Genomic DNA, 21,334 nt, shown 5'->3' with positions numbered 1-21,334 from the left:
TGCCGCCCTTCATTTGAGGGGCGGCTTTGTCCACTTTTGATTTCTTAAATTGGATTCAATGAGTGGAAAGTATAGTTTTATTGTGTATATACTCGGATATGGATGGTGAATGTCGGCTCCACCAAAATAAGTTGACAGATTTCTGCAATGATAATCTGTCAACTTTCTTTTATGTAAGCTGTTTCTTGAACGATGGGGATTTATCTCATGCAATAAAAAGGAGTTAAAAATGGACAACGAACAACTATCAATGATGGATCTCGTTATTGAAGCCCATGTGGGATTGGACCGCCAGGGACCCGGCAGTGCGGAAGTGACGGTCAAAGCGCTGAGCTTTCTGGACAACATCGATCGCATATCGCGGACAGCGGATTTAGGCTGTGGAACCGGCGGGCAAACGATGGTGCTCGCGCAAAATATTGCGGGAAATATCGTCGGCGTGGATCAGTTTTCCGATTTTATTAGCGTATTAAATGAAAATGCAAAAAAACAAAATTTGCAGGAGCGGGTAACCGGCGTCGTCGGCTCAATGGAAAACCTTTCGTTTCAGCAGGAGGAGTTTGATCTCATCTGGTCGGAAGGAGCGATAGACAATATCGGCTTTGAAAAAGGGCTGACTTATTGGAATAGGTTTCTTAAAAAAGGCGGTCATGTTGCTGTGACATGCCCTTCCTGGTTTACGGACGAACATCCCGCGGAGGTCGAAGCATTTTGGGCGGAGGCTGGCAGCAACCTGGATACCATTGGGAATAATGTTTCAATCATGCAGAAAGCGGGATATATTTCGGTGGCGGCCTTTATACTGCCCGAAAGATGTTGGACCGATCGCTATTTTGTTCCGCGGCAGGCAGCGGAACAAGAGCTGCTGAAAAAATATGCCGGAAATAAAACAGTGGAAGCCTTTATTGAAAGCAATCATTACGAAGAAACGCTCTATTCAAAATATAAGCAGTTTTATGGATATGCCTTTTATATCGGCAAAAAAATATAGAAAAGTTTTCAAAATCCAGAAGCGGAGGAAACGCTGATTCCGCTTTCGATGAGAATTGGATTACATCGAAAAGACCGCATGAACAGTGTGTTTCATGCGGTCCCAATTTTTTCCGGCATATTTGGCGGGGCTGAGCGTTTGAAAAATGATTAGACTTTGCCAAGCATGCGCCGGTTATTTCAGGGATTCGATAAATGCGCCGTAGGCGTCGTTAAAATACTGATATGGACGCGGATTTCCGCCGTTGGTGCTTTTGCATTGCAGGTCAGAAAATTCTTCGCCGGCGGCAAACAGCTCGCCGAGATAGATGGGAAACCCCGCAGTCTGCGCTGTTTTACAAAAGGTGTCCATCGGGTCGCGGGCGGCTTCAGACGCGAGCAGCCGCTGCTTCAGAGACGGATCAGTCCGGGCGGCTTCCGCGAGTTGTTCCAGCAGCTGGATGACGTTCATAGTTTCATGCATCCTTTCCGGTAAAGGTTTTTCTACCCAACAGTATATCCTTTTGCAGGGGAGAAGTAAAGACACGTCCCGGCAAAAGAATCGGAAGTTTCCGGAAAAAAGATGCTTGCGTCCTGCTGCGGCACGCCGGAAGCGGTGGCTATATGTGCGCAAAGCTGTTTGCAGACGCTTGATCCCAGCTGGGCGCGGCGTTGGATCCACTCCATCCCGAAGCGGGATTGTATCGCTTTTTTGCACATGCTATAATAAGCGCGGGCAATTGGCTTTTTACCAATTGCTGCCCGCAACAGCCCAAACCGGCAAAGATGGTTTTGTGCCGCTTTGCGGCATGGGGGCCTGCGGCGACGCTATAATGAATGCAAAGCAAACAGCTTTTGAATAACGACGATTGGGACGGATGGGATGAAACGACTGGTAATCGGGATATTGGCCCACGTGGATTCGGGCAAAACGACGCTTTCGGAGGGGCTGCTTTACCGCGCGGGAGAGATCCGCAGGTTAGGCCGGGTGGATCATGGGAACGCGTTTCTCGATACGCACGAGCTGGAACGGGAGCGCGGGATCACGATCTTTTCAAAACAGGCGGTGCTGCGTTTGGGGGAAACCGAGCTGACCCTCCTGGATACGCCGGGACATGTGGATTTTTCGGCGGAGATGGAACGGACGCTGCAGGTGCTCGATTATGCCATCCTGGTTGTCAGCGGCACCGATGGGGTGCAGAGCCACGCCGAAACGCTCTGGCAGCTGCTTGACCGCTACCGGGTACCGACTTTCCTGTTCCTCAATAAAATGGATCTTGCCGGCGCCGACCGTGCCGCGCTGCTTGCCACGCTCAGGCACAGGCTGGGAGACGGGTGCATCGACTTTGGCGCCGACCGGGACGAAGCTTGGCAGGAGAGTGTCGCCATGAGCGATGAAGGGCTGATGGAACGCTTCTTGGAAGCCGGGACGCTGACCGGCCGGGAGATTGCCGCGGCGGTGGCGCGGCGCAGCGTTTTCCCATGTTATTTTGGTTCCGCATTAAAACTGGATGGGGTGGATACTTTTCTGTCCGGTTTGGATCAGTATACCCTCGGCCCGGAATATTCCGCCGGTTTTGGGGCAAGGGTGTTTAAAATTTCGGTGGATGAGCAGGGAAACCGGCTCACCCATCTGAAAGTGACCGGCGGGAGCCTGAAGGTGAAGGCGCTGCTCACCGGTCAGGACACCAAAGGAGAGTCCTGGAGCGAAAAGGTGAATCAGATCCGGATTTATTCGGGAAGCAAATATCAGACAACGGAGGAAGCCTTCCCGGGGATGGTCTGCGCAGTCACGGGGCTCTCCCGTACCTATCCAGGGGAGGGGCTCGGCGTGCAGGCGGATGCAAAACGCCCCGCCCTGCGGCCGGTACTGACCTACCAGGTACAGCTGCCGAAGGGGGCGGACGCCCATACCGCGCTTGGAAAGCTGCGGCAGCTTGAGGAGGAGGACCCGCAGCTGCATGTCATATGGAATGAAGCGCTGCAGGAGATCCATGTACAGATTATGGGCGAGGTGCAGCTCGAGGTGCTCCGAAGCCTGGTGCGCGAACGTTTCGGGCTGGAGATTGGGTTTGGACAGGGCGGCATTCTCTATCAGGAAACCATTGCGCGGCCGGTGGAGGGGATTGGGCATTTCGAGCCGCTGCGGCATTACGCCGAGGTTCACCTGCTGCTGGAGCCGGGCGAACGGGGCAGCGGACTGCAATTTGCGTCCGATTGCCGGGAGGACGATCTCGACCGCAACTGGCAGCGGCTCATCCTGGCCCATCTTGCGGAAAAGGTTCATCCAGGCGTGCTGACCGGCGCGCCCATTACCGATCTTAAAATTACGCTGATCGCGGGGCGCGCGCATCCAAAGCATACAGAAGGCGGAGATTTCAGGCAGGCGACCTACCGCGCGGTGCGGCAGGGATTGCGCAATACCGAAAGCATCCTGCTGGAGCCGTGGTACGATTTCCGGCTTGAAGTGCCGTCCGATGCGGTGGGCCGCGCAATGTCCGATCTGCAGCGGATGAGCGGGGAGTTCTCGCCGCCCCAGACCGGCGGAGAAACGGCGGTGCTTGTGGGCAGCGCGCCGGTTTCTGAGATGCGGGACTATCAGATGGAGGTCACCTCCTATACCCGCGGGCGCGGCAGGCTCTCCTGCACGCTGCGCGGATATGAGCCCTGTCATAATGCGGCGGAAGTGATTGCAGCCACGGGATACGACTGCGATGGAGACGTGGACAACCCGGCCGATTCGGTGTTCTGTGCCCATGGCGCGGGATTTCTTGTGAAATGGGACAAGGTGCGGGAATATATGCATGTGCAGAGTGGATGGGGAGCCGGAAGACCCGCGCTGGAGGAACCGGAAACGGAGCCCGCCCGCTGCGCCGCGGATTATTGCGCGATGCTGGCCGAGGACAGCGAGCTGATGAAAATTTTTGAGCGCACCTATGGCCCGATCCGGCGCGACCCACGGCAGGCGTTTCGCCCGGCGCGGCAAACTTTGTCCGCGCCCCGCCCGGGAAAGGCAAAGGCACCGCCCGAAGGTCCGGAATATCTGCTGGTGGACGGCTACAATATCATCTTCGCATGGGAGGATCTGAAAGTGTTGGCACAGGAGAATGTGGACGCGGCCCGCAGCAGGCTGATCGACCTTCTCTGCAACTATCGCGGCTTTCGCCAATGCGAACTGATTTTGGTGTTTGACGCTTATAAGGTCAAAGGGAACCCAGGAACCGTCGAAAAGATACACAACATCAACGTCGTATACACAAAGGAAGCGGAAACCGCTGACATGTACATTGAAAAGGTCACCCATGAGCTCGGAAGAAAATACCGGGTGCGGGTGGCGACTTCCGACGCGCTCGAACAGATGATTGTGCTGGGGCACGGAGCGCTGCGGATTTCAGCTTCAGCTTTCCGGGAGGAAGTGGATCTGGTGGAAAAGACGATCAGGGATTTTCTGGACCAGGCGCGGCCGGCAGAAAATACTTGACCTGAAGCCGGCTTCAGGTGCTACAATAACCTGAAAGAAACAGGGAAAGGAATCGGGATATGAATTATCGTGAATTGGGAAAAACAGGGCTGATGGTCGGTGAAATCGGCATCGGGTGCGAAGGGTTTGTGGATCACGACGGCGCGCTGGTCGAGCCGCTTTTGGACGCGGCGCAGCAGGCGGGAGTCAACTGCATCGACCTTTACACGCCGAATCCGGATATGCGTACCCGGCTGGGTAAGGCGCTGCGCGGGCGGCGGGAAAAATTCGTCCTGCAGGCGCATCTGTGCACCGTCTGGAAAAATGGGCAGTATGAACGCACCCGGAAAATTGAAGAGGTAAAAGCGGGGTTTGCCGATCTTTTGGAACGGCTTGAAACCGATCATATCGAGATTGGCATGATCCATTACGTGGATTCCCTGGAGGACTGGAAGGCGGTCGCGGACGGACCTGTCATGCGGTTTGCCAAGGAACTCAAAGCGCAGGGGAAGATCCGGCACATCGGGCTGAGCAGCCACAATCCGCTTTCCGCGCGCGCCGCGGTGGAAAGCGGGCTCATCGAAGTGCTGATGTTCAGTATAAACCCATGCTATGATCTACAGCCCGCGGGCGAGGACTGTGCCGCGCTCTGGGACGGCAGGAATTACGAAGGCGCGCTTGTCAATATGGACCCGGAACGGGAGGCGCTCTATGAGGCCTGCAGCCGTCTTGGGGTGGGGATTACGGTCATGAAAGCATTTGGCGGCGGGGATCTGCTCAATGCGCGGCTTTCGCCCGCCGGCAGGGCGCTCACACCGCTCCAGTGCATCCATTACGCGCTGACACGGCCCGCTGTGGCCGCCGTCATGTCTGGCGCGCACACGGTGGAAGAGCTTTTGCAAAGCGTTTCCTACGAGACCGCTTCGGATGCCGAGCGGGATTATGCCGCCGCGTTCGCGTCTTTTCCGAAGATCAGCTGGCAGGGGCACTGTATGTACTGCGGGCACTGTGCGCCGTGTCCCGTGGGCATCGATGTGGCGTCCGTCACGAAATTTTTAAACCTGGCGAAAGCGCAGGGCCAGGTGCCGGAGACCGTCCGGGAGCATTATGCGCTGCTGCCGCACACGGCCGGGGAATGCGCCGGATGCGGCGCGTGCGAAGGCCGCTGCCCGTTCGGCGTAAAGGTCACCGAAAATATGAGGCAGGCCGCGTCGCTTTTCGGCAGATAGCAGGACAACGAAAAACCGCCCACCCGTACCATTTTGCACGGATGGGCGGTTTTAGCATTTTCAGGACAGCAGGCCCGGCGGCTGAGTGCGCATCCGCCAGAGCACCAGCGCGAGGATCAGGAGACTGAAAAGCCCGATCCCGGTATTGCTGGCAAACATGACGATGCCGACGCTTTTCCAGCCGAGTCCGGTAAAATTCTGTAAAAGCCAGAGCACGGGGATGCGGAAGATAAACAGCCGGGAAAAGTTGACAAGGAAGGCGAGCCGGGTGTAGCCAAACCCATAGAGCAGGGCCATCACTGCGGAAAAGATCCCGGTCGGGGCAAGCGCGAACGCCTCCCAGCGGTAGATGTAACCGATAAGCCCGGCAAATACAAGGTCCTCCCCGGCGAATATTCGCAGGATCATTGGCAGCAGCGCAAGGGTCAGAACACAGCCGATGAGGCCGATTGCCACTTCGATCACGAGCAGCCGCTTGAAGGCGCCCATCGCACGGTCGAGCCGCCCGCCGCCAATGTTCTGGCTGATGATTGAAGTACTTCCGTCCTGGAAGCCCTCCTGCGGGGAAGTCGTAATACCGCCGAGATTGTTCGAGATTCCGAGCGCGCCGATGGTCAGATCGCCGTAGGAAGCGCTCATGGTGTTGACCACGACCTTCCCGTAATAGAAAAACGCCTTTTCCAGGATGACCGGGATTGAGAGCCCAAAAAGCGGGCGCAGGGTCCGCGCATCCATCCGGATGTGTGAAAGGGAAAGGCCGAATACGTCATTCCGGCGGCGCAGGCAGAAGAAGCCCGCTGCAAACAGAAAGGCCTGCGAAACAGCGGTCGCGATTGCAATGTGGGTGATGGTGCCGTGTAAGCCGTAGACAAAGAACGCTGTGAGCGAAAGTTTCAGGACGATGACCGAAAAGTTGAGCGCCATAATGCGGGCGGTCTTGCCGCGGGAACGCTCGACCGCGATGTAGACGTTGTTGAAGGTTTCAAGAATCCTGCCGATGAGGCTGATCCGGAAGAAGAGAAGCCCGCCTTCGATCAATCCCTCCGGCGTGCCGATCAGCCGCAAAAACGGCCGCGCGAACGGGAACAGCAGGCCAAGCAGAAGAGCAAAGACAGCACACAGGGCAAACAGGGTGTTGATGGTCTGCTTGACCCGTTCGTAGTCGCCCGCGCCGTAAGCGGCCGCAATCTGAATTCCGCCGCCCACCGAAAGCCCGATCCCGATCGAGGAGAGCATAAACAGGATCTGGGCGAAGCAGGCCACGGTGGAGATAGCTTCCGGGCCGATATGGGCGGCCATAAGCGAATCGAGCAGGGCAAAGACAAGCGTGATGCAGTGATAGGTCGCAAGCGGGATACAAACCTTCCAGAGAACCTTCCAGAGGTTCCCCTCCAATGCAAACTGCCGGAACTGTGCGTCCTTTTGGGAAAGCTGTGCCGCGGATGAAGGTGCCATCGCATTCGATTCCTTTCTTTCGATGGGGACTTCCATCTTTTATTTTAACAGTTCCCGCGGCAGATGCAATGGCTTTTGGAAATTCTGCTTTCCATGGAAAACTTGACAATCCCGCCATTATATAGTAAAAGTATAAGAAGGCTTTTTTGTGAAAAACTTCTGATAAATGGAAATGTTTGCTGTCCGCTGTCCGGCGGACACTTTTCCCGTAAAGAAAGGAATTATCAACTATGAAAAGAATCCTTGCAGTTCTGCTGGCCGCTTCGGCCATTCTGACCTTTGCCGCCTGCGGCACGCAGCAGGGCGGCTCCTCTTCGGTGCCGTCCTCTTCAGCGGTTTCATCGCAGGGCGCATCTTCACAGGTTTCGTCAGAACCGGAAAAACAGGCGGCGACCATTCTGAAGGTGACGGTCGAAGGGGAAATCCCGCAGACAGCCTCCGAAAACGCTTCCCAGGCGGCTGATGACACACTTCCGGAGCTCGCGGTAGCAGGTGCGGATCTGACGCCGGAACAGCTTATGGAGGAGATGGAAGCGCTCTATGCGGGTACCGGAAAATACGAGGGGCTGCCGGTCGCGACGATCGAAACGAACGAGGGAGTGATCAAGATCCGGCTGTTCCCGGAGCAGGCCCCGAAAGCGGTTGAGAACTTCATGACCCACGCAAAGAACGGCTATTACGACGGGCTCACTTTCCACCGGGTGATCAATGAATTTATGATCCAGGGCGGCGACCCAACCGGCACCGGAACAGCGGGGGAAAGCATCTGGGGCGACGACTTCACGGACGAATTCTCCTATATCGCACACAATTTCCGCGGCTCGCTTTCGATGGCGAACCGGGGTTCGAATACAAACGGCAGCCAGTTTTTCATCGTGCAGCGCAATCCCGCAGCGATTTCAGAGGAGGAGCGGCAGAAGTATATTGCCATGATGTACCAGAACCTGTTTGAAGGCAAGGTGGCGTTTTACCAGGAGGAAGTCGGAAAGGCGCAGGCGGCCGGAAAGAGCGAAGAGGAAGTCCAGGCGATGGTGAACGAACTCAACGCAAAACTGACCGAAGAGGCCAACCAGGGTATCCCGGAGAGCTTCGCGGCGCAGATGGAGCCGGTGCTGGCGCGTTATGAGGAACTCGGCGGCACGCCGCACCTCGATTACAAACACACTGTGTTTGGCTACGTGATTGAGGGGATGGACGTGGTCGACAGGATCGCGGCCGAATACGCAACCGAAGGATAAGATGGAAAACACCCTGTGGCGGGCCGGGAGCCCGCCCGTTTTCTGTTTGAAGGGATATGGGAGGAAACATGAAACTCTTTGTCAGCGACAAGGCGTTCTATCGGACCCTTGTTACAATCGCAGTGCCGATTGCATTGCAGAATCTCATCACCGTCGCAGTATCGATGATGGACACCCTGATGATCGGGCAGCTTGGCGAGACGCAGCTGTCCGCGACCTCGATCGCAAACCAGCTCTGGTTTATGCTGATGATCGTCTGTTTTGGGGTATCGGGCGGCGCGAATGTCCTGATTGCGCAGTTCTGGGGGAAAAAGGATGTTGAGACCATCAGGCGGATCGAAGCGATGACCTTTAAGGTCGGCTTTGTTTCTGCGATTATTTTCAGCCTGATCGCGCTCATTTTCCCGACCCAGTTTATGTCAATCTTCACGACCGAAACCGCGGTCATCGAATATGGCGCACAGTATCTGCGGATCATCGGCTGGTCGTACCCACTGTATGCGCTTGCGAATATGTCGATCATGATGCTGCGGTCGATCGGTACGGTCAACATTTCGGTGGTGGTCTATCTGACTTCGCTCGTCGTCAACACCACCCTGAACTACATGCTGATCTTCGGCAACTTCGGCGCGCCGCGGCTGGAAATCCGCGGCGGCGCGATCGCGACCTGCGTCGCGCGTGTGAGCGAATTTTTGATCGCGGTCGGTTATATCCTGTGGAAGGAAAAGAAGATCCGTTTTTCGCTGCGGGACCTTCTGCCGAACAACCGGCCGCTTTATGGAAAATATGTCTCCATTTCCATTCCGGTTATCGGCAACGAGCTGATGTGGGGACTTGGCGTGTCGATGGTCGCCGTGGTCATCGGACGGATGGGTACGAATTTCGTCGCGGCGAACAGCATCTATTCGGTTTTGAACCAATTGGTTTCGGTGATCATATTCGGCGTGGGCAACGCGGCGCTCACCATCGTGGGCAACACGATCGGTTCGGGTGACATCGAGCGTGCCAAGCAGCGTTCGATCACCCTGTTCGCGCTGTCAATCCTGCTGGGAATCTTTTCGGCTGTGGTCACGCTGCTGCTTTCTCCGGTTTTTGTCTCGATGTATGAGCTGTCAGCCGAAACCATTGCGATTGCGCTGGCCATCAATCGGGTCGGCGCGCTGATCGTCTTTTTCCAGGCGATCGCAATGGTCGGAATGGTGGGGGTTCTGCGCGCGGGCGGCGACGCAAAGTTCGTGCTGGTCTGCGAGGTGATCTTCCTGTGGGGCGTCGCGGTACCGCTTGGATTCTTCACCGGGCTTTGGCTCGGCTGGCCCGCACCCGCGGTGTTCCTGGTGCTCAAGTGCGACGAGATCCTCAAAACGGTCGTTTCCTCGGTACGGATTTGCAGGTTCCGCTGGCTGCGGGATGTCACGGTTTAGGCTGTATGGATGGAAAATAAAATCGGATTTTGGAAAATTTCACAAAACCATGCCGAAAAGATTGCAGTTTTTCAAAAAGCTTGACAAAAGGAAAAGTTGACGCTATAATAAAGCTTGCATCAGCTTAGACGACGTGCTGACACGTTGGAATTTGGGAGAGCTTAAATGGACAGGACTTCACAATCTGCACTTTTGAGAGGCATGCGTGATGAAGAGCTGGCCAGGCTTGCCAAAGACGGCGACAACGATGCATTGACAGCGCTGATCCAGCGCTTCGCCCCGCTTGTACAGTTGCGCGCCAGAAGTTACCTGCGCAATGAACTGGATGCAGATGATCTGTATCAGGAAGGGATGATCGCCCTTCTGAAAGCGGTGCGTAACTACCGCGACGACCTGCCCGGCAGCTTTAAGACCTTTGCTACCGTGTGCGTGAACAACAAGATGCTCAGCGCGGTAAAAGCCCATATGCGGGATAAAAACGCCCCCATGCGCGGATATGTTTCCCTGAGCGGGTCCGACGCCCCTGAGCAGCTTGGTGTTGTGGCTGCCGGAGACGACCCGGAACTGTTGGTGATCCGCAATGAGGAAACCGATGCCCGCAACCGGCGAATCGAAAACCTTTTGTCTATCTTCGAACGGCAAGTTTTACAATTGTACCTCAGCTCCTACTCCTATGACGAGATGTCAAAACAACTCGGCTCATCCACGAAAGCTGTTGACAATGCCTTGCAAAGAGTGCGGCGAAAGCTGCGGAATGTGTTCACCTGCGAGTGAGCCTTTCGCAAACCCTATCCTGTGACAGTCCCGAGAGGGATTGCATAAAAAATACCCTTTGGCGCCATTGGCAGAGCTTGATTTCAATCTCGGTCCACGCAGTTCCAGCGGGTAAATCCAAATTTTAAGCGAGGTAACCAAAATGTACACTGACAAAACACTGACATGCAAAGAGTGCGGATCCGAGTTTGTTTTCACCGCTGGTGAACAGGAATTCTACGCAGAGAGAGGCTTCGTCAACGAGCCCCAGCGCTGCAAAGCTTGCCGTGACGCCCGTAAAAACAGCACCAGACCCCAGAGAGAGATGTTCACCGCGACCTGTGCTTCCTGCGGATGCGAAGCGAAAGTTCCGTTCCAGCCGCGTGAGGACCGTCCGGTCTACTGCTCCGACTGCTTTGCCAAGATGAAAGAGCAGCAGTAATCCACTGAATGCTTTCAGGCCGCCGTTTTGATACGGCGGCCTTTTTCATGCCTTAACGGGCGGAAACTTTCCGCATGTGTGCTCCCGGTATTGCCTGGATACGGGAAACGTGCTATAATTTTTCCAATCAAAGACTTTAAAATTGGAGGCTTTCAAAATGACCTATACAAAGGATACCCTCATCGGCGAAGCGCTCGACCACGACGTTTCCCTCGCCAAATACTTCATTGAAATGGGTATGCACTGCCTGGGCTGTCCGTCATCCCGCGGAGAAACCATCGAAGAGGCCTGCCAGGTGCACGATGTGGACTGTGACGACCTGCTCAGAAAACTCAACGCCCATGAGGGCGCGAAGAACGTTATGGCCTGATGGAAAAGCTGCCAAGACTTGACGCGCGGCTCGCCGCCATCGCTTCCATGGTGCGGGATGGCGCGCGCTGCGCCGACATTGGTACCGACCATGGCTACCTGATTGCCTGGCTGCTTGCCAGCGGAAAGGCGCCGTTTGGGTTCGCGTGTGACATCAACCAAAAGCCGCTCGAAAAGGCGGCTTTCACTTTGTCCGCATACAGGGTGCGGCATCGGGCAAAACTCCTTTTATGCGATGGCTTGGCGGACATCCGGCCGGGCCAGGTGGACGATATCGTGATCGCGGGGATGGGGGGCGACCTTATCTGGGAGATCCTAAGCCGCCCTGACTGGACCCGCGACGCCGGCCTGCGGTTTCTCCTGCAGCCGATGACCAAGCACGAACGGCTGCGACGCGCGCTGTACGCAAACGGTTTTGCAATTCTGCGGGAAAAGGCTGTGGTGTCGAGATATTTTCCCTATATCGTGATGCAGGCGGCTTACACTGGACAGACGCGGGAGCTTGACGACGCGTCCGCCTGGGTGGGAGAACTGCTCGCCAGCCCGGATCCGGCCGCGCGGCAGTATGTTGCGAAAGTGGCCCGGCAGGTGCGGGAAAAAGTGGAAGGCCTGAAACGATCCTCCCTGGACAGCGAAGAGCTTGCGCGGTATGCCGCGCTGCTGGAAAAATTGGAAGGCGGGAACTGATATGGCAACGGTGAAACATGTATATGACGTCATCAATGAAGCGGCGGATTTTTCTACCGCCATGGACTTTGACAACCCGGGTTTGCTGGTCGGCGATCCGGAGGAAATGGTGCGCGGCACGGTGGTCGCGCTCGACGCGACCGATGCGGTGATTGCGGAAGCGGCCGGCCGCGGCGCGAACCTGATCGTGACCCATCATCCGGTCATTTTCCACCCCATCAAAAAAGTCACGGCCGACATGCCGGTTTATAAGCTGGTGCGCGCGGGGATTTCGGTGATCAGCGCGCACACCAATCTCGACAAGGCTCCGGGCGGCGTGAATGATATCCTCTGCGCGCGGCTGGGACTGCAGAATGTCGCGGTTGTGGGTGAGGACGGGATGCTGTGGGCAGGGACGCTTGCGCGCGGCATGACGCCGCCGGAGTTCGCCTATTATGTCAAGCGGCTGCTGGACGACCAGGCAGTGCGCTACTGCGACGGCGGACGCGCCGTCGAAAGGGTGGCGGTCTGCGGCGGCAGCGGCGGCAGTTTCCTGGCAGAGGCGGCCGCGAACGGCTGTCAGGCGCTTGTCACCGGCGACGTGAAACACGATGTGATGCTCGATGCGGTGCGCATGGGGATCACGGTGATCGATGCCGGGCATTACGGCACCGAACGGTTCGTGGTGGAATATCTGGCTGAACTCTGCAAAAGGGCGCTGCCGGATGTGCCGGTCGCTGTCGCGCATGCGGATGCCTCGCCGACCACCACCATCTGATCCGACAAATGAAATTTACCGCCGAAGGAGTTCTATATGGCTGCAATTTCCCTGCTTGAAACCCACGATTATAACGAACGGACGGTGCGCGAGGCAATCGCGCGCCATTTTTCCATACTCGGAGCGGACGACCTTCGTCCGGGAATGAAGGTTGTCGTGAAACCGAATCTCATTATGCGCTGCAAGCCGGACCGCGCCGCCACCACTCATCCGGCGGTGATCGAGGCGGTGGTGCGCCATTTACAGGGAATGGGGATCACCGATATCGTGATTGCGGACAGTCCAGGCGGCTTATATACGCCGCAGGTGCTTTCCGCGGCCTATGAGCTGACCGGATACGCCGAAGTGGCCCGCCGGTGCAAGATTACCTGCAACACCGCGTGCGGTTCTCGGGAACTGCATGTCGCCGAAGGCCGGCTCTGCCGTTCTTTCGATATCATTGATCCCATTGCTGACGCGGACTACGTGATCAATATCTGTAAACTCAAGACCCACTGCATGACGACCCTGTCGTGTGGGATTAAAAATCTCTTCGGCTGCATCCCGGGGCTGCTCAAGCCCCAGCTGCATTACCGTTTTCCGGACAGCGCGCGGTTTGTGCAGATGCTGATCGACCTTTCGCTGCTCATCCGGCCGGGGCTCACAATTGTCGATGGGATAGACGCAATGGAAGGCGACGGTCCGACCGGCGGCATGCCGCGGCATGTCGGGATCACGGCCGCGGCGCGCGGGGAAAACTTTTACGCGCTCGATCTGGTGATGGCGCATCTGATCGGGCTGACGCCCAAAGAGGTGCCGATGCTTGCGGAAGCGGTTAAACGGGGGCTTTGTCCGGGAAATTGGCAGGCGGTGGAGATATTGGGGGATGCGGATGCCGCCGACCGGCTGGCGGTGCCCGATTTTGCGCTGCCTGCGAGCAAGACGCTTAACTTTGCGGGCAATGTGCCGGGCTTTTTGCGGCCGGCTGTACGCTGGCTCGAGCCGCATCTGGCCTCAAAGCCAAAAATCCGCACGCAGGACTGCATCGGATGCGGAAAATGCGCCGAAAGCTGTCCGGCAAAGACGATTGCGATTGCTGGGCGCAAGGCCAGTATTGATTATTCCAACTGCATCCGTTGTTTTTGCTGCCATGAGATGTGTCCGGTGAAGGCCATTGATATCAAGTCACCGAAGGTATTCCATTTCTTTTCAAAAAGCAAATCCGACTGAAAGAGCCGGGAAACTTTTGTAGAATCCGCGCAAAAGAAGGCAAACGGACTGGCAAAAGAGGGAGAAATCTGGTAAAATAAAGATGCAGAAAAGGGAAACAGAAGGGGAAGGTGATCCTGATGAAAAAGACGGTAATCGTCGAAGCCCCGGGAAAAATCAACCTGTCGTTTGACATCACCGGCAAACGTGCCGATGGCTATCACAATGTGGATACGATTATGCAGACGATCGACCTGTGCGATACAGTGACCATTTCACGCATGGATCAGAAGGGGATCTTTATCTCCTGTGACCGGCCGCGCATCCCCTGCGATGAAACCAATTTCGCTCACATTGCGGCACAGAAGTTCTTTGCGGAATTCGGCCAGCCGGATACGGGCATTTCAATCGATATCCAGAAGCGGCTGCCGGTTCAGGCGGGACTTGCCGGCGGCAGCGCCGATGCGGCCGCCGTGCTGATGGGGCTTAATGTGTTTTTTGACGTGAACGAAGATCTGTTCAGGCTTTGCAGGCTTGGCGCCGAAGTGGGAGCGGACGTGCCATTCTGCCTGATGGGGGGTACTCAGCGGGCCACTGGGATCGGGGAACGGCTTGCGGAGGTGGAGGAACTGCCCAGATGCCAGATCCTGATTGCGAAGCCCCCGGCGGGCATCTCCACAAAGGAAGCGTACGCGCGTTACGATGAACGGGGCGGGGAGAACCATCCGGACATTGAATATCTCTTAAAACAGCTTCGGATGGACAACCTCAAAGACTTTTCCGCCAGTATGTATAACGTCCTCGAAGAAGTTGCGTATCTTCCGGAAATCCCAGCGATTAAACGGAAGATGATCTCCTGCGGCTCGCTGGGCGCGCTGATGAGCGGGAGCGGATCGGCGGTGTTCGGTATTTTTGACAGCCGTTCGCTTGCCAAGCACTGTATGCGCAAGCTCTATGATATGTCTGAAGCGGTTTTTCTGGCACGGCCGGCGCCGCATGGCGCTGTGGTGCTGGATGTGCGCGAATAGAAACTACATAGCAATAAAAGTTCACGAAGTGGCGTCAGGCTTTCGATACAGATAGGCGATATCTGATAGGGAAAGTTCGATCGACGGGCTTTCCCCTGAAAAGGGCCGGCTTTAATGATTTCTCCAGCGCAAAGGGCTGCCTTCGGCAGCCCTTTATTTTTGCATTTTTAAATATAAAAACTTCATTAAAAATTCAGCTTTTGATCACACTGGTTACAAAGCGGTAACACACAAAAGGAATATTCTGGTCACAACGGCTGGACAGGATCTTCCAGCTGGGAAACGAACTGATATTTTTTAAGGAGGAAACAAACACATGAAAAAAATCCTATCCCTGCTGCTGTCTGCGGCGATGGCCGCGACGATGTCGGTGACGGCGTTCGCGGCGTCAAGCAATGATTTTGGGGAGGCTGTCTTCGAGGGCGTTTGGGACGATGACGATGAAGCAGTCGATGATTTCACCCTTACAGGCGGAGAAATCAACGGCGAGGATGTCACCCCCGGCCAGACCCTTTATTTCATCATCGAGGATGGTAAAATTGGTACAGACCCGGCGGTCAATACTTCAGACCTTAAGGACAGCGACCTGTTCAAATTCGACTATGACAAGGACACCAATGGCAAGATGATCAGCTCCATCAAGCTGCTGACCGACAAGAAGGTTGCGGGCCAGGATCGGGCGGATCTGGTTCTCGAGATCGTCCTGGCAGACACCACCACAACCTCGGAAATCCACACAGATGGTGAAATCACCTTCAAGGCAAAACGTGATTCCGGCAGCGACGACAGTAAATATGATTATTCATCGGATGCAAATTACGAGAAGGACGACATGCTGGTGATCCCATACTCCTTCTGGATCAATAACGAAAAAGCTGAAAACGACGACAATCCGGATACCGGCGACCGTGTCTATTTCAGCCCTGACGAAAATGAAAACAACACCCTCATCTGGGGCGACGACCGCGCGGCGCTCGAATTTGAAGCGGATGACGATGCTTCCGATTTCTATGCCCGGCTGTCCACCTCGGTTGACCGCGATCTCTATGCCGAATACGGCGACCCGGTTGACGCGGAGCTCTATTTCTATGATTTTGTCGGCAACCCGACCGTCCCGTCCACTTCCCGCGCGACCCTGACCCTCGGCATCCCATGGGATGAGGATGACGACTATGTCCCAGATCCGGAAACCTGTTTTATCTATGAGCGCGACGCGGACGGCTATCTGGTCGATGTCACCGACAAGTTCACCTATTCCGAGGACGACCAGGAGATCGCAGGCTGGTCGATGAAAACCCGTACCCTTGGAACCTACGTCATTTCCGATACCGAACTCGATATCGATTCCTATAACGATGACGAGGAAGCGGATGTCTCCAATGATGATATCGCTTCGGACGATACTTCTGATGTCACTGATACTGACAAAGTGATCCCGCAGACCGGTTCCAGCGACATGGTGAATGTCGCGGTCTTCGGCGCGGTTGTGTCTCTCGCGGCGGCCAGCGCACTGGCATTCCGAAAAGTTTCAAAATAAGACCCCATATCCCATAAACTTGAAATGAGCGTACAGGAAAACCGCCCGCAGGAAATTTTCCTGCGGGCGGTTTCCTCGATTTGATGCAAAAAGGCCGCCGGGTATCAGCCCGGCGGCCTTTTGCGAGCCGTTTAGTTTTTCAGCGCCTGGATCGGAGCGGGAATATGGCCGCCGCGGTTGATGAACCGCGCGGGGGAGAAGGTGTTGACCTTCATAATCGGGGCGGTGCCGAACAGCCCGCCGAATTCAAGCTCTTCTCCGTCTGCCAGCCCCACGGCCGGGATGACGCGCACCGCGGTCGTCTTGGAATTCACCATGCCGATGGCAGCTTCGTCCGCGATGATGGCAGAAATCACCTCGGCGGGCGTGTCGCCCGGGATTGCGATCATGTCGAGGCCAACCGAACAGACGGCGGTCATCGCTTCGAGTTTTTCGATGCAGAGCGCGCCGGAATGGGCAGCGTCAATCATCCCCGCATCCTCAGATACCGGGATGAACGCGCCGGAAAGCCCACCAACCGAAGAGGAGGCCATGACCCCGCCCTTTTTGACCGCGTCGTTGAGCATGGCAAGGCAGGCGGTGGTACCGCAGGCGCCGCATTGTTCCAGTCCGATCTCCTCAAGAATGTGTGCCACCGAATCACCTACCGCTGGGGTGGGCGCAAGAGAAAGATCAACAATCCCAAAGGGTACGCCGAGCCGCTTGGAGGCTTCTGAACCGATCAGCTGGCCCATGCGGGTGATTTTGAAAGCGGTTTTCTTAATGAGCTCCGCCACACCGGTGATATCGAGATCCTCCGGCGCGGCGGCCAGCGCCGCGCGCACGACGCCCGGGCCGGAAACCCCCACATTGATGACGCAGTCGGGTTCGCCAGCGCCGTGAAATGCACCTGCCATGAAGGGATTGTCCTCCGGCGCGTTGCAGAAAACGACCAGCTTGGAGGCTGCGACGCACTGCCGGTTGGCGGTGATTTCCGCACAGCGGCGGATCACTTGGCCCATCATGCGGATGGCGTCTAGGTTGATGCCGGACTTGGTCGAACCGACATTGACCGACGAGCAGACGTGCTCGGTCGCGGCGAGCGCGTCGGGGATGGAGCTGATAAGCGCCTCGTCCCCGGCGGCGAAGCCTTTGTGGACGAGCGCGGAAAAGCCGCCAATAAAATTGACCCCAACCTCGCAGGCCGCGCGTTCAAGCGCGTGCGCGTACTTTACAGGATCGCCGCCAGAAGCAGCAAGCAGCATCGCAATCGGCGTGACCGAGATGCGCTTGTTAATAATGGGAATGCCGTATTCCATTTCAAGCGCCTCGCCGGTTTTGACAAGATCCTTCGCGCAGCGGGTGACCTTTTGATAGATCTTCTCACAGGCGTCGTCGATGTTGCTGTCGGCGCAGTCGAGCAGGGAAATGCCCATCGTGATGGTGCGGATATCAAGGTTTTGGTCCTGTATCATGCGGATCGTTTCAAGGACGTCGCTTGTATTGAGCATAACGTTATGTACTCCTTATATTCAGTATGACAAGTCGCGCGAAGCGTTCACGCATCGCGGGGAAGGACCCTGTCCTTCCAAAACGGGGCCTTCAATCGTGCCGAAGGCACACCTTTTTCAGATCCGCTGCGAAGGCAGCGGGCCGTCATAGACGGCACCCCGCGGGGGATCCAAAGGGGGCGTGCGGCCCCCTTTGAAAGCGCGTCGGCCGCGAAGCGGACGCTCCGGCACACCGTGCCGGGCAGCGCGTCGAAGGCCCCCTTTGAAAGCGCGTCGGCCGCGAAGCGGACACTCCGGCGCATCGTGCCGGGCAGCGCTTATATCCGGTGCATTGAGTTGAAGATGTCCTCATGCATGACGTGGATCGAAAGCCCGCTTTGGTCCCCAAGCGAATTCATCTGATAAACCAGCTCGGACAGTTCGCAGTTGACATCTGAAATATCGACCATCATGATCATGCAGAACAGCTCCTGCAGGACCGTCTGGGTGACTTCGATGATATTGGCGTTGCATTCGGCGCATTTGTTTGCAACCTTGGCAAGAATTCCAACATGGTCCTTGCCGATGACAGTCAAAACAGCACGCATTTTGTGTTACCTCCCAAAAATAAATACCGTTTTCAGGTTGGGTTTTGCCGATGAATAATATGAGTATAGCATAATATTTACGAAAATACTATACTAATTGGCATGGTTTGTGCTATACTTTCTTATAATATGGTTTTTATCCCCCGCATAGATGGGGAAAGCGGCGCACAAGGAGGCGCTTTTATGTTCAACCTGTTTGACAGCCACGTCCATTCCAATAATTCCTTCGATGGGGAGCATTCAGTGACCTTTCTCTGTGAAAAGGCAGTGGAAGCCGGCCTTTCGGGACTTTGCATCACCGACCACTGTGAATTGGCGGAATATGAAAAGGGACAGTTTGAAACCCGCATCACCCAGTCGCTGTTCGACGTGCGCAAGTGCAAACGGATTTTTAGCGGCAGGCTTGCGGTTTCCAGCGGCATCGAGCTGTCGGACACCCTTTTCGATCCGGCGCTCACCGACGCGGTTCTTCAGAATTTTGTATTCGATATGGTGATGATTTCCCATCATAACCTTGCGGACGGCACCGATATCTACTATATTGATTTCAAAGAGTGGAGCCAGCGGGAAGTCGAAGAATATATGACCTATTATTTCACCTCGCTGGCGGCCATCGCAAAAGAGAATAAATTTGATACGCTCGGACACCTTACATATCCGCTGCGTTATATCTGTGGGAAACATCAGATCGCGCTCGATCTGCGCCGTTGGGACGATCTGATTGAGGAAACCCTGCGGATTGCCGCGCAAAATGGCAAAGCGATTGAGATGAACACCTCCGGGCTTTTTCAGGAGATTGCCGAAACGATGCCGCCTTGCCGGTATATAAAGCGTTTTCGGGAGCTTGGCGGGGAATATGTCACCCTTGGCTCGGACGCGCATACGGCTGAAAATGTCGGCCGAGGAATTGAAACCGCCATGGAAATGCTGCTTGACGCGGGATTTTCCTGTTTTACATTTTATAAACAGCGGCAGCCGCTGCAGCTGAAGATCATTTGAAAGAAAAGGAGTTATGAATGATGAAAGAGATGGATATCCTGAAACTGTTGGGTCTCCTGGGCGAAAATGCAAAGCTGACAAACGCGCAGCTGGCCGTTATGCTCGGCGCCACGGAGCAAGACGTTGCAGCGGCGATCGCGGACTGTGAACAGAAGGGGATCATCAAGGGATATCAGGCGGTTATCGACTGGGATAAGACCGACCGCAACCTGGTTTCCGCGCGCATTGAGATCAAAGTCATCCCCAAAAGCAACATGGGATTTGAAGAGATTGCCTATACGGTTTCCCAGTTTCGGGAGGTGGAGACCTGCTATCTGATGAGCGGCGGTTACGACCTCGCGCTTACCATCAGTGGGAAAACTTTCAAGGATGTGGCAATGTTTGTTGCCCACCGGCTTGCCCCCATGGAATCTGTCCAGTCGACTACCACGCATTTTGTACTGCGCAAATATAAACACCGCAACGTGATGATGGTGGATGATTTTGCAGATGAGAGGGAGGGATCCTCCCATTGATCGATTACAATAAAGTATTGTCCCGGCGCGCCGTGGAATTAAAGCCTTCCGGCATCCGTAAATTCTTTGACATCGCCGCCGAGATGAAGGACGTCATTTCGCTGGGCGTGGGAGAGCCGGACTTCAAAACGCCCTGGAGCATCCGACACGCGGGCATCGAAAGTTTGGAGCGGGGCCACACCTTCTATACGGCAAACGCCGGTATGGCAGCGCTCAAGGAGGAGATCGCCCGCTACCTGAACCGCCGTTTCGCGCTTGATTACTGCCCAAAGGACGAGGTGATCGTCACAGTGGGCGGGTCGGAAGGGATCGACCTTTGTATCCGCGCGCTTGTGAATCCGGGCGACGAGGTGCTTGTGGTCGAGCCGTCATTTGTCTGCTACACCCCGATCACCGAGCTGACCTGCGGCGTACCGGTACCCATCCAGACCCATGCCAAAGATCATTTCCGCCTGACCGCAGAGCAGCTGCGGGCCGCGATCACCCCAAAAACCAAGCTGCTGATCCTGCCGTACCCAAACAACCCCACGGGCGGCGTCATGCGGCGCGAACATCTGGAGGAGATCGCCGGGGTGTTGCGCCAAACCGATATCATGGTGCTTTCGGACGAAATCTATGCTGAACTTACCTATGGCCCCAAACGGCATATTTCGTTCGCGTCCATCGACGGTATGAAGGAACGCACCATCGTCGTAAACGGCTTCTCAAAGTCCTATGCGATGACCGGTTGGCGGCTCGGCTATGTTGCGGGGCCAAAGCCGGTTATTTCCCAGATGCTCAAGATCCATCAGTATGCGGTCATGTGCGCGCCGACCACCAGCCAGTATGCGGCGATCGAAGCGCTCAGAAACTGCGACGAGGACATCGAGAATATGCGCGAGCAGTACGATATGCGCCGCCGCCTGGTCGTGGATGGTTTCAACCGTCTTGGGCTTTCCTGTTTTGAACCTGAAGGCGCTTTCTACGTGTTCCCTAGTATCCGGTCGACAGGGCTTTCCTCCGGTGATTTCTGTATGCAGCTGCTGGAAGAAGAGCGGCTCGCGGTGGTGCCGGGCGATGCGTTCGGCTCCTGCGGCGAAGGGTTCATCCGCGTTTCATATTCCTATTCGATCAACCATCTGCTCGAGGCGCTCAAACGTATCGAGCATTTTATGGGCCGCTTCCACGAAGGCCTTTACGTCTAAGCCGCATAGGAAGCGGCAGTGCTTCA

20 protein-coding genes are annotated in these 21,334 nt (G+C 55.8%); 16 read left to right on the top strand and 4 right to left on the bottom strand.

The window, feature by feature from the left end:
- Window positions 1-229: 229 nt before the first annotated feature.
- The gene (locus tag BN4275_RS16735) at window positions 230-991 is read left to right on the top strand and encodes a class I SAM-dependent methyltransferase (RefSeq protein WP_066460176.1); all 762 of its coding nucleotides are present in this window, start codon (window positions 230-232) and stop codon (window positions 989-991) included.
- A 174-nt stretch (window positions 992-1,165) separates the two neighbouring features.
- On the opposite strand, the gene BN4275_RS16730 is transcribed toward BN4275_RS16735, so the two are convergent.
- Complete coding sequence (locus BN4275_RS16730; RefSeq protein ID WP_066460175.1) at window positions 1,166-1,441, bottom strand: hypothetical protein; 276 nt, start codon at window positions 1,439-1,441, stop codon at window positions 1,166-1,168.
- 411 nt (window positions 1,442-1,852) lie between these two features.
- Between BN4275_RS16730 and BN4275_RS16720 the strand changes: the two genes are divergently transcribed.
- Window positions 1,853-4,450, top strand: a complete 2,598-nt coding sequence (locus BN4275_RS16720; protein ID WP_066460172.1) for a translation factor GTPase family protein — start codon at window positions 1,853-1,855, stop codon at window positions 4,448-4,450.
- A 59-nt stretch (window positions 4,451-4,509) separates the two neighbouring features.
- Window positions 4,510-5,658 carry an aldo/keto reductase gene (locus BN4275_RS16715; RefSeq protein WP_066460169.1) on the top strand — a complete coding sequence of 383 codons (1,149 nt, stop codon included), beginning with the start codon at window positions 4,510-4,512 and terminating at the stop codon, window positions 5,656-5,658.
- Window positions 5,659-5,718: 60 nt separating this feature from the next.
- On the opposite strand, the gene BN4275_RS16710 is transcribed toward BN4275_RS16715, so the two are convergent.
- Window positions 5,719-7,113 (bottom strand): MATE family efflux transporter, encoded by a 1,395-nt coding sequence (locus BN4275_RS16710; RefSeq protein WP_066460166.1) that lies wholly within the window; start codon window positions 7,111-7,113, stop codon window positions 5,719-5,721.
- 230 nt (window positions 7,114-7,343) lie between these two features.
- Between BN4275_RS16710 and BN4275_RS17090 the strand changes: the two genes are divergently transcribed.
- The 10 genes from BN4275_RS17090 (at window position 7,344) to BN4275_RS16660 (ending at window position 16,533) form a co-directional block, all read left to right on the top strand.
- Window positions 7,344-8,351 (top strand): peptidylprolyl isomerase, encoded by a 1,008-nt coding sequence (locus BN4275_RS17090; protein ID WP_154018916.1) that lies wholly within the window; start codon window positions 7,344-7,346, stop codon window positions 8,349-8,351.
- 68 nt (window positions 8,352-8,419) lie between these two features.
- Window positions 8,420-9,772, top strand: a complete 1,353-nt coding sequence (locus BN4275_RS16700; protein ID WP_066460164.1) for an MATE family efflux transporter — start codon at window positions 8,420-8,422, stop codon at window positions 9,770-9,772.
- A gap of 165 nt (window positions 9,773-9,937) precedes the next feature.
- Window positions 9,938-10,546, top strand: a complete 609-nt coding sequence (locus BN4275_RS16695) for a sigma-70 family RNA polymerase sigma factor (RefSeq protein ID WP_066460162.1) — start codon at window positions 9,938-9,940, stop codon at window positions 10,544-10,546.
- Window positions 10,547-10,688: 142 nt separating this feature from the next.
- Window positions 10,689-10,967, top strand: a complete 279-nt coding sequence (locus tag BN4275_RS16690; protein ID WP_066460160.1) for a zinc-ribbon domain containing protein — start codon at window positions 10,689-10,691, stop codon at window positions 10,965-10,967.
- Between the two features lie 157 nt (window positions 10,968-11,124).
- Window positions 11,125-11,337 (top strand): DUF1858 domain-containing protein, encoded by a 213-nt coding sequence (locus BN4275_RS16685; protein ID WP_066460157.1) that lies wholly within the window; start codon window positions 11,125-11,127, stop codon window positions 11,335-11,337.
- Complete coding sequence (locus BN4275_RS16680) at window positions 11,337-12,023, top strand: class I SAM-dependent methyltransferase (protein WP_066460155.1); 687 nt, start codon at window positions 11,337-11,339, stop codon at window positions 12,021-12,023. The genes BN4275_RS16685 and BN4275_RS16680 overlap by 1 nt, the downstream gene beginning before the upstream one ends.
- A gap of 1 nt (window position 12,024) precedes the next feature.
- Window positions 12,025-12,780, top strand: coding sequence for a Nif3-like dinuclear metal center hexameric protein (locus BN4275_RS16675; protein ID WP_066460152.1), 756 nt, complete (start codon window positions 12,025-12,027; stop codon window positions 12,778-12,780).
- A gap of 36 nt (window positions 12,781-12,816) precedes the next feature.
- Window positions 12,817-13,989 carry a DUF362 domain-containing protein gene (locus BN4275_RS16670; RefSeq protein WP_066460151.1) on the top strand — a complete coding sequence of 391 codons (1,173 nt, stop codon included), beginning with the start codon at window positions 12,817-12,819 and terminating at the stop codon, window positions 13,987-13,989.
- A gap of 119 nt (window positions 13,990-14,108) precedes the next feature.
- Entirely contained in the window at window positions 14,109-14,996 is an 888-nt protein-coding gene (gene ispE, locus BN4275_RS16665; RefSeq protein WP_066460149.1) for a 4-(cytidine 5'-diphospho)-2-C-methyl-D-erythritol kinase, read from the top strand.
- Window positions 14,997-15,312: 316 nt separating this feature from the next.
- Window positions 15,313-16,533: an LPXTG cell wall anchor domain-containing protein gene (locus tag BN4275_RS16660; RefSeq protein WP_066460148.1), complete on the top strand. Its 1,221-nt coding sequence runs from the start codon at window positions 15,313-15,315 to the stop codon at window positions 16,531-16,533.
- 131 nt (window positions 16,534-16,664) lie between these two features.
- On the opposite strand, the gene BN4275_RS16655 is transcribed toward BN4275_RS16660, so the two are convergent.
- Complete coding sequence (locus BN4275_RS16655; RefSeq protein WP_066460147.1) at window positions 16,665-18,023, bottom strand: PFL family protein; 1,359 nt, start codon at window positions 18,021-18,023, stop codon at window positions 16,665-16,667.
- A 317-nt stretch (window positions 18,024-18,340) separates the two neighbouring features.
- Window positions 18,341-18,610: an ACT domain-containing protein gene (locus tag BN4275_RS16650; RefSeq protein WP_066460145.1), complete on the bottom strand. Its 270-nt coding sequence runs from the start codon at window positions 18,608-18,610 to the stop codon at window positions 18,341-18,343.
- 183 nt (window positions 18,611-18,793) lie between these two features.
- Between BN4275_RS16650 and BN4275_RS16645 the strand changes: the two genes are divergently transcribed.
- The 3 genes from BN4275_RS16645 to BN4275_RS16635 are packed head-to-tail and all read left to right on the top strand — an operon-like array spanning window position 18,794 to window position 21,308.
- Window positions 18,794-19,609 (top strand): histidinol-phosphatase HisJ family protein, encoded by an 816-nt coding sequence (locus BN4275_RS16645; RefSeq protein ID WP_158572926.1) that lies wholly within the window; start codon window positions 18,794-18,796, stop codon window positions 19,607-19,609.
- Window positions 19,610-19,629: 20 nt separating this feature from the next.
- Window positions 19,630-20,124, top strand: a complete 495-nt coding sequence (locus tag BN4275_RS16640) for an Lrp/AsnC family transcriptional regulator (RefSeq protein ID WP_187116740.1) — start codon at window positions 19,630-19,632, stop codon at window positions 20,122-20,124.
- Complete coding sequence (locus BN4275_RS16635) at window positions 20,124-21,308, top strand: aminotransferase class I/II-fold pyridoxal phosphate-dependent enzyme (RefSeq protein ID WP_079988380.1); 1,185 nt, start codon at window positions 20,124-20,126, stop codon at window positions 21,306-21,308. The genes BN4275_RS16640 and BN4275_RS16635 overlap by 1 nt, the downstream gene beginning before the upstream one ends.
- Window positions 21,309-21,334: the final 26 nt, after the last annotated feature.

Source organism: Anaerotruncus rubiinfantis (assembly GCF_900078395.1).
In the GTDB taxonomy this organism is placed as follows: Bacteria; Bacillota; Clostridia; order Oscillospirales; family Ruminococcaceae; genus Anaerotruncus; species Anaerotruncus rubiinfantis.
This window is presented reverse-complemented; position numbering and strand designations above follow the sequence as displayed.

Excerpts from the sequence above, each read along its gene's own strand:
- BN4275_RS17090 (WP_154018916.1), top strand. The coding sequence starts at position 7,344 with ATGAAAAGAATCCTTGCAGTTCTGCTGGCCGCTTCGGCCATTCTGACC.
- BN4275_RS16650 (WP_066460145.1), bottom strand. The coding sequence starts at position 18,610 with ATGCGTGCTGTTTTGACTGTCATCGGCAAGGACCATGTTGGAATTCTT.
- BN4275_RS16700 (WP_066460164.1), top strand. The coding sequence starts at position 8,420 with ATGAAACTCTTTGTCAGCGACAAGGCGTTCTATCGGACCCTTGTTACA.
- BN4275_RS16685 (WP_066460157.1), top strand. The coding sequence starts at position 11,125 with ATGACCTATACAAAGGATACCCTCATCGGCGAAGCGCTCGACCACGAC.
- BN4275_RS16695 (WP_066460162.1), top strand. The coding sequence starts at position 9,938 with ATGGACAGGACTTCACAATCTGCACTTTTGAGAGGCATGCGTGATGAA.
- BN4275_RS16655 (WP_066460147.1), bottom strand. The coding sequence starts at position 18,023 with ATGCTCAATACAAGCGACGTCCTTGAAACGATCCGCATGATACAGGAC.
- BN4275_RS16660 (WP_066460148.1), top strand. The coding sequence starts at position 15,313 with ATGAAAAAAATCCTATCCCTGCTGCTGTCTGCGGCGATGGCCGCGACG.
- BN4275_RS16710 (WP_066460166.1), bottom strand. The coding sequence starts at position 7,113 with ATGGCACCTTCATCCGCGGCACAGCTTTCCCAAAAGGACGCACAGTTC.
- BN4275_RS16720 (WP_066460172.1), top strand. The coding sequence starts at position 1,853 with ATGAAACGACTGGTAATCGGGATATTGGCCCACGTGGATTCGGGCAAA.
- BN4275_RS16645 (WP_158572926.1), top strand. The coding sequence starts at position 18,794 with ATGTTCAACCTGTTTGACAGCCACGTCCATTCCAATAATTCCTTCGAT.
- ispE (WP_066460149.1), top strand. The coding sequence starts at position 14,109 with ATGAAAAAGACGGTAATCGTCGAAGCCCCGGGAAAAATCAACCTGTCG.
- BN4275_RS16690 (WP_066460160.1), top strand. The coding sequence starts at position 10,689 with ATGTACACTGACAAAACACTGACATGCAAAGAGTGCGGATCCGAGTTT.
- BN4275_RS16670 (WP_066460151.1), top strand. The coding sequence starts at position 12,817 with ATGGCTGCAATTTCCCTGCTTGAAACCCACGATTATAACGAACGGACG.
- BN4275_RS16730 (WP_066460175.1), bottom strand. The coding sequence starts at position 1,441 with ATGAACGTCATCCAGCTGCTGGAACAACTCGCGGAAGCCGCCCGGACT.
- BN4275_RS16675 (WP_066460152.1), top strand. The coding sequence starts at position 12,025 with ATGGCAACGGTGAAACATGTATATGACGTCATCAATGAAGCGGCGGAT.
- BN4275_RS16735 (WP_066460176.1), top strand. The coding sequence starts at position 230 with ATGGACAACGAACAACTATCAATGATGGATCTCGTTATTGAAGCCCAT.
- BN4275_RS16715 (WP_066460169.1), top strand. The coding sequence starts at position 4,510 with ATGAATTATCGTGAATTGGGAAAAACAGGGCTGATGGTCGGTGAAATC.
- BN4275_RS16680 (WP_066460155.1), top strand. The coding sequence starts at position 11,337 with ATGGAAAAGCTGCCAAGACTTGACGCGCGGCTCGCCGCCATCGCTTCC.
- BN4275_RS16640 (WP_187116740.1), top strand. The coding sequence starts at position 19,630 with ATGAAAGAGATGGATATCCTGAAACTGTTGGGTCTCCTGGGCGAAAAT.